Annotated in this window: 5 protein-coding genes and 1 riboswitch; all 5 genes read right to left on the bottom strand. The window is 38.6% G+C overall.

Translation table 11 applies throughout. From position 1 onward, the window contains the following. Nucleotides 1-733: 733 nt before the first annotated feature. The 5 genes from CAO17_RS00175 to CAO17_RS00155 all read right to left on the bottom strand — a co-directional run bounded on the left by CAO17_RS00175 (nt 734) and on the right by CAO17_RS00155 (nt 4,958). The gene (locus CAO17_RS00175; RefSeq protein ID WP_085994334.1) at nt 734-1,396 is read right to left on the bottom strand and encodes a methionine ABC transporter permease; all 663 of its coding nucleotides are present in this window, start codon (nt 1,394-1,396) and stop codon (nt 734-736) included. Beyond that, nucleotides 1,396-2,448 (bottom strand): methionine ABC transporter ATP-binding protein, encoded by a 1,053-nt coding sequence (locus CAO17_RS00170; protein ID WP_085990864.1) that lies wholly within the window; start codon nt 2,446-2,448, stop codon nt 1,396-1,398. The genes CAO17_RS00175 and CAO17_RS00170 overlap by 1 nt, the downstream gene beginning before the upstream one ends. A gap of 12 nt (nt 2,449-2,460) precedes the next feature. Further along, a complete protein-coding gene (locus CAO17_RS00165) occupies nt 2,461-3,282 on the bottom strand; it encodes a MetQ/NlpA family ABC transporter substrate-binding protein (RefSeq protein WP_085990863.1) in 822 nt (273 codons plus the stop codon). Between the two features lie 64 nt (nt 3,283-3,346). Continuing rightward, nucleotides 3,347-4,681: an LLM class flavin-dependent oxidoreductase gene (locus CAO17_RS00160; RefSeq protein WP_085990862.1), complete on the bottom strand. Its 1,335-nt coding sequence runs from the start codon at nt 4,679-4,681 to the stop codon at nt 3,347-3,349. Between the two features lie 112 nt (nt 4,682-4,793). Next, nucleotides 4,794-4,958, bottom strand: a complete 165-nt coding sequence (locus CAO17_RS00155; protein ID WP_179151839.1) for a YezD family protein — start codon at nt 4,956-4,958, stop codon at nt 4,794-4,796. 381 nt (nt 4,959-5,339) lie between these two features. Further along, nucleotides 5,340-5,441, bottom strand: a riboswitch (SAM riboswitch). Nucleotides 5,442-6,215: the final 774 nt, after the last annotated feature.

The raw sequence follows: 6,215 nt of genomic DNA, 5'->3' as shown, positions 1-6,215 counted from the left end.
TCAGCTTTTTTAATTAGAAGCCTTTGCTCTGATTTATCGGTACTCCTCTTGTTTTATCGGCTTTCCTCTTGATTTATCGGCTCTCCTCTTAATTTATCGACTCTCCTCTTAATTTATCGGCTCTCCTCTTGGTTTATCAGCTCTCATCTTGATTTATCGGCTCTCCTCTTAATTTATCGGCTCTCCTCTTGATTTATCGGCGCTCCTCTTGATTTATCGGCGCTCCTCTTGATTTATCGGCTCTCCTCTTGGTTTATCAGCTCTCCTCTTGGTTTATCAGCTCTCCTCTTGATTTATCAGCTCTCCTCTTGTTTTATCGGCGCTCCTTCTCATTTATCGGCTCTCAGTCTGATTTATCAGCACTCCGTCTGGTTTATCAGCGCCCATTCTTTTTTATCAGCACTCAGTCTGATTTATCGGCAATCCTCCAAATTTATCAGCACTCCCCCCTTTATCAGCGCTCCACTAAATGCCAATTGATTAATTGGAGGGCGTTTTGGAGGAAAGTTTCTTTTGTTTCCTCCATGGATGCTCCTTGGTCAAAGATGGTGTAGATGTCGTTATAAAAACCACCCTTTTGCTTGCGACGGCGTAGGGTGGTATTCTTGTTTTATGTGCTTTTCCGGACGGGACGGAGGGACAGGTTCCTGAGGTGACCCCCAAAAATTAGTTTTTTCACTCTAACTTTTGGGGGGCACTACACAAACCTGTCCCCCTTGTCCCTGAAAAGGAATTATTCTTCTTTCTTCAATTTCCTAGAAGCATAATTTCCAACCGATTGAACGATTTGAACTAACACAATCAAGATGAAGACCGTTCCAAACATCACAGGTAAATCCCATTGTTGATATCCATATCTAAGGGCTAAATCACCGAGTCCCCCCGCCCCAATGACTCCTGCCATTGCTGTAGCACCAATCAAACCAATTACGGCAATTGTCATACAAAGCAAAATTCCTGGACGGGCTTCTCTTATGATGATTCGTGTAATAATTTGGAAGCGTGACGCTCCCATTCCTCGATAAGCTTCAATGACTCCGTAATCCACTTCAAGTAAAGCTGTTTCAATGAGTCTTGCAATATATGGAGCAATGTAAACGATAAGAGGCACAATTGCTCCCGGAATTCCAATTGTTGTACCTACAATCATTTCCGTAAATGGGATGATGGCTAACATTAGAATTATAAATGGAAGCGATCGAAAAATATTAACAACTGTATTTAAAATATGAAACACCCATTTATTGGGAGAAAGATGATTTGGCCTCGTTATGACAAGCAAAACTCCTAATGGAATCCCTATAAGTGTAGCAATTACAAGTGAAATCACTACCATTGCAATAGTTTCATATAAAGATACCGTAAATAATGGGATCAGTTCGTCCACTCTATCCATCATAGAGTCAGCACCTCCTCCGTTTTTGGATCAATTTTCAAACTTATCTTGGCATGATATACTGTGTTGCTTAAATAAGTGATAGCTTGCTTTACCTTCTCATAATCTCCGGAAATATGGACCACTAATATTCCTAATGGGTTTCCTTTTAAATAGGTAATGGAACCATGTACAATATTTGTGGTAACTGAATATCTGGATGAAACTACATTTAGGACAGGGTCTAAGGCAGCATCACCTCGGAAAGCTAGACGTAAAATATAGGAATGATCAAATGTCTTTAATTTCGCAACCATTTCCTTCGTGATCGTATCATCATATAAATTTTTCAAGAATTTTTTCGTCGTTCCTTGCTGAGGATTACTAAAAATATCAAGTACTGTTCCTTGTTCAATCACTTCTCCTTTTTCCATAACAGCCACGCGGTCACATGTCTTTTTAATTACTTCCATTTCATGTGTAATGAGAACAATGGTTAAACCTAATTTCTTATTAATATCCAATAGCAATTCTAGAATAGAGTCTGTCGTTTGTGGGTCTAAAGCAGAAGTTGCCTCATCGCATAATAAAATTTCAGGATCCATCGCTAAAGCACGTGCAATACCAACACGTTGCTTTTGTCCCCCAGATAATTGGGCAGGATATTGATTTACTTTATCCTCTAATCCGACCAGCGTAAGCAACTCTTCTACTTTTCTTTGAATCCCCTTCTTTGGAACGTGATTCATACGGAGAATTTCGGCAACATTATCAAACACATTATAAGAAGAAAGAAGATTAAACTGCTGAAAGATAATACCAATCTTTTTTCTTACGCTTCGTAAGCCTTTTTCATTTAATGTCAGAAGGTTTTTACCATTAATATTTATTTCACCACTCGTAGGCTTTTCAAGCAGGTTGATCATACGGAGTAATGTACTTTTCCCTGCCCCACTAAAACCAATTACTCCAAATATTTCTCCTTTTTTCACATGTATATTTACATTTTTCAAGGCATCAACCCTTGTATTTCCAACCTGAAAGGTTTTGTTAATATTTTTTAAATCAATCATTACCTGTGCCTCCTAATCTAATTGGAAAGGATTATCCGTTACGAAAAGAATATCCTCGTATCTTTCTTCAATAAATTGTTTCACCGCATCTGAATGATACAACTCTATAATTCTTTTATAATTAGGATTGTCCTTATCCTTTTCTTTTGCAGCGACTACCATAGGAAATTCCGCTCCCTCCTCTAAATAGATAGCTTCTTTCTTGGGATCTAGACCTTGATCAAGAGCATGTGTACTAGCTACAATACCTGCATCAATACTATTTAGGGTACGCAGCATTAGTGGGCCTTCAATTTCTATAAATTCTAAATTCCTTGGGTTTTCTTCAATATCTTGTATAGTTGCTAAACCATCCGTTGGCTTTACCTTGATTAATCCAACTTCCTCATAGAGAAGTAGGGAGCGCCATATATTTACAGGGTCATTAACTACCCCTAATGTGGCACCCTCTGGAATTTCATCGACACTCTCATATTTTTCAGAGTAAATCCCCATAGAACTATTGTAAGTCGTACCTAATGCTATGATAGGTGCTTTATGATCTTCTACAAATTGTCCTAAGAATTGTTTTGTTTGAAACATATTTAAATCTAACTCCCCGCTTTCCAAAGCACGGTTTGGAGTAATATAGTCGTTAAATTCTACAACTTCTAAATTAATCCCCTCCTTTTTAGCCTCTTCTTTTACAATCTTGGTGATTTCCTCTGGCGGACCTCCAGTTACCCCAATTTTAATTGTCTTTTCCTCATCACTTCCAGCTGTTCCCGCACTTGCACATCCGGTAACTAGTGTCATAATAGATAAAATAAACCATGCTAATAACCTTTTTTTCATCTGTATTCTCCTTTTTTAACCTTTATACTTTGAATGGAAGTTAAATAATCCCATAGATTTGAATTTAAGCGTTCACTTTTATTTTTGCTTTTTGATAATCCAATCCAAGATGATCTCTAAGTGTAGTACCTTCATAATCTGTTCGGAAGAGTCCCCGATTTTGTAATTCAGGAGTAACATGCTCCACAAAATCCTTTACCCCGCCAGGTAAGTAAGGTATTTTCACATTAAAACCATCGCATGCCCCGTAAAGGAACCATTCACTTAATTTATCTGCAACATTATCTCCAGAACCAACAACGAATAAGTGACCCTGTCCTCTAGCAAATAAACTTGCTAATTGTCTTATCGTTAAATTTTCTTTTTTAGAAAGCTCGGATAAGATTTCAAATCTTCCTTTTTCCCCGTTGTATTGATCTAAACTTGGTACATCTGGAAGCAGGGAATCAGGAGAATAATGAACTAAATCGATACCGAGATATCTTGATAGCATTCCAATTCCTAATTCCGGTAGAATTAATTCTTGAAAATGTTCAAGCTTTTCTTCTGCTTCTTTTTGGGTTTCACCTACAAAGGGCACAACGCCAGGCATGATTTTAAACTGATTAGGATCTCTTCCATAGCTTTGTACCTTTTGTTTCATTTCCTGATAGAAAACCTTACCTTTTTTCACGGAAGGAGATGCGATTGTGAAAAACACATCAGCTACTTTAGCTGCAAAATCTTTTCCTCTTTCGGATGCACCGGCAGATATAAGTACTGGATTTCCTTGAGGAGATCTAGGAATATTTAAAGGACCTCGGACTTTATAATATTTACCGTTGAAATGGATAGGGTGAATTTTTTTTCCATCTAAAAACTTGCCCTTCGCTCGATTAAACAATAATGCATCATCTTCCCAGCTATCCCAAAGCTTCTTTGTAATTTCAACAAACTCCTCACATCTTTCATACCGTAACGAGTGATCTAAATGGCGCATTTCCCCATAATTTTGAGCTTCATTATCATGTGCAGAGGTAACAATGTTCCATGCTGTGCGTCCACCACTTAAATGATCCTGAGTGGAAAACTCTCTTGCAACATTATAAGGATGATGATAGGTAGTAGATAAAGTGGATGCCAAGCCAATTTTGTTCGTTACTGCAGCAAGTGTTGCCATTACCGTTGGTGCTTCTAATCTGATTTGTGGTGTATAATCAATATCTTCTTCATTATGCGCTAGGACATCTGCTATAAAAAGCATATCGAATTTCCCTTTTTCCGATAATTCAGCAATTTCCTTATACAGACTTAATTGAACAACCTCTTCCGTTTTTGTCTCAGGATAGCGCCATGCTGCAAGATGATGTCCTAAATAAGTGGTGAAAAAAGAACCTAAGTGCATTTGTTTCTTACTCATTAAAATATCCTCCTCATTTTAAAATAAAAAAGGCATCTCACATCCGATACGTTAAATAATCGGATTGTAAGATGCCTTTAGTTGTCTAATCGGCATGAAAAATATGTAGTTTTCACTTTTTTCTTGATTGGCTTTTCGTTAAGGAAAACCGTTTTTTCTCGGTTGTATCTATTTGTGTAATCTCTTCATCATGTACCGTAATAACCACAGATCCATATTCCAAATCTTTCAGCACTTCTAAAATATGGCTAATTTTTAATTCATCTATCTTTGCCAAGTTCCTCCCTCCTTTTTTAGTATGTTCATTAAGATAACTTTCCTAACATTGCATCACCTCCAATAAAGTGAATCCTCAATCAGTGGGGGTTTTCATTCATCCCCACTGATTGTTAGATGAACGAATCAGGAGTTTACTGGCTGCCCGCCTCCACTTATAATTCTTGAGGTATCGCGATTTTTTGAAGTGGGGGTCCTACAATGCATAGGAAGTGCTAGTGCCGACAATGCCACAGGACGTGGCGTGTCAGCCAGCCAGTTAATCACGTGATAAATAATCTTGAATAGGAATGCCTTTGGTAGTCCAAACAGCGATTCAAAAAATTAAAACCCTCTTCTGAAATAAGAAGAGGGTTTTAAAACACCGATGTTTCCTACACTCTTCTTATCTTTCAAGCTGCCGCTTGCTGGAATTGGCACAGTACTTTTAAAGTCTGTTGCCGAGGCTTCTTCGGGCCAGTCCCTCCGCCTCTCTGGATAAGAATTCATATATTTTTAACTTATTATAATTGTAAGTATATTATTAGGACAAGTCAATTACTTTTTTAAACTTTATTATCAAGAAGGAGAAATTTTAAATTATTTTGAGACGCAAAGACAGGTACCTTGTGGCTCCATTCCTCCATTCTGCTACTAATTAATTGCATCATCCTGCCGTGCCGCCATAATCAAACAAAGGTCAGATATTACTAATTTCCTTCAATTCCTCCACGTTCTTTATCACCCTAGTATTGGTCATGCAATTGAGCTATATGAACTTTATCGGAATTAGTGTGGTAGAAATTGGGTTTCAAAAAAGGGTTATCGGATCAACCACGCTCGCTTATCGGCCCTGCTCCAAAAGAACCATCCCCAAGCGCTCCCCACGCAACCACCCATCACCCGGCCGAGACGACGAACGGGACAAGGAACTGTAGTGCACCTCAGCTTTCCTCTTGATTTATCGGCTCTCCTCCTGATTTATCAGCTTTCCTTTTGATTTATCAGCTCTCTTCTTGATTTATTGGCTCTCCTCTTGTTTTATCGGCACTCCTCCTGATTTATCGGCGCTCCTCTTGATTTATCGGCGCTCCTCTTGATTTATCGGCGCTCCTCTTGATTTATCGGCGCTCCTCTTGATTTATCGGCGCTCCTCTTGTTTTATCGGCACTCCTCCTGATTTATCGGCGCTCCTCTTGATTTATCGGCTCTCCTCTTGTTTTATCGGCTCTCCTTCTGTTTTATCGGCTCTCCTCTTGTTTTATCGGCTCTTATCTTG

The sequence above is a fragment of the Oceanobacillus senegalensis genome (assembly GCF_900176885.1).
Classification (GTDB): Bacteria; Bacillota; Bacilli; order Bacillales; family Amphibacillaceae; genus Oceanobacillus; species Oceanobacillus senegalensis.
This window is presented reverse-complemented; position numbering and strand designations above follow the sequence as displayed.

Coding starts and splice junctions, on each gene's coding strand:
- CAO17_RS00175 (WP_085994334.1), bottom strand. CDS start 1,396: ATGGATAGAGTGGACGAACTGATCCCATTATTTACGGTATCTTTATAT.
- CAO17_RS00170 (WP_085990864.1), bottom strand. CDS start 2,448: ATGATTGATTTAAAAAATATTAACAAAACCTTTCAGGTTGGAAATACA.
- CAO17_RS00165 (WP_085990863.1), bottom strand. CDS start 3,282: ATGAAAAAAAGGTTATTAGCATGGTTTATTTTATCTATTATGACACTA.
- CAO17_RS00160 (WP_085990862.1), bottom strand. CDS start 4,681: ATGAGTAAGAAACAAATGCACTTAGGTTCTTTTTTCACCACTTATTTA.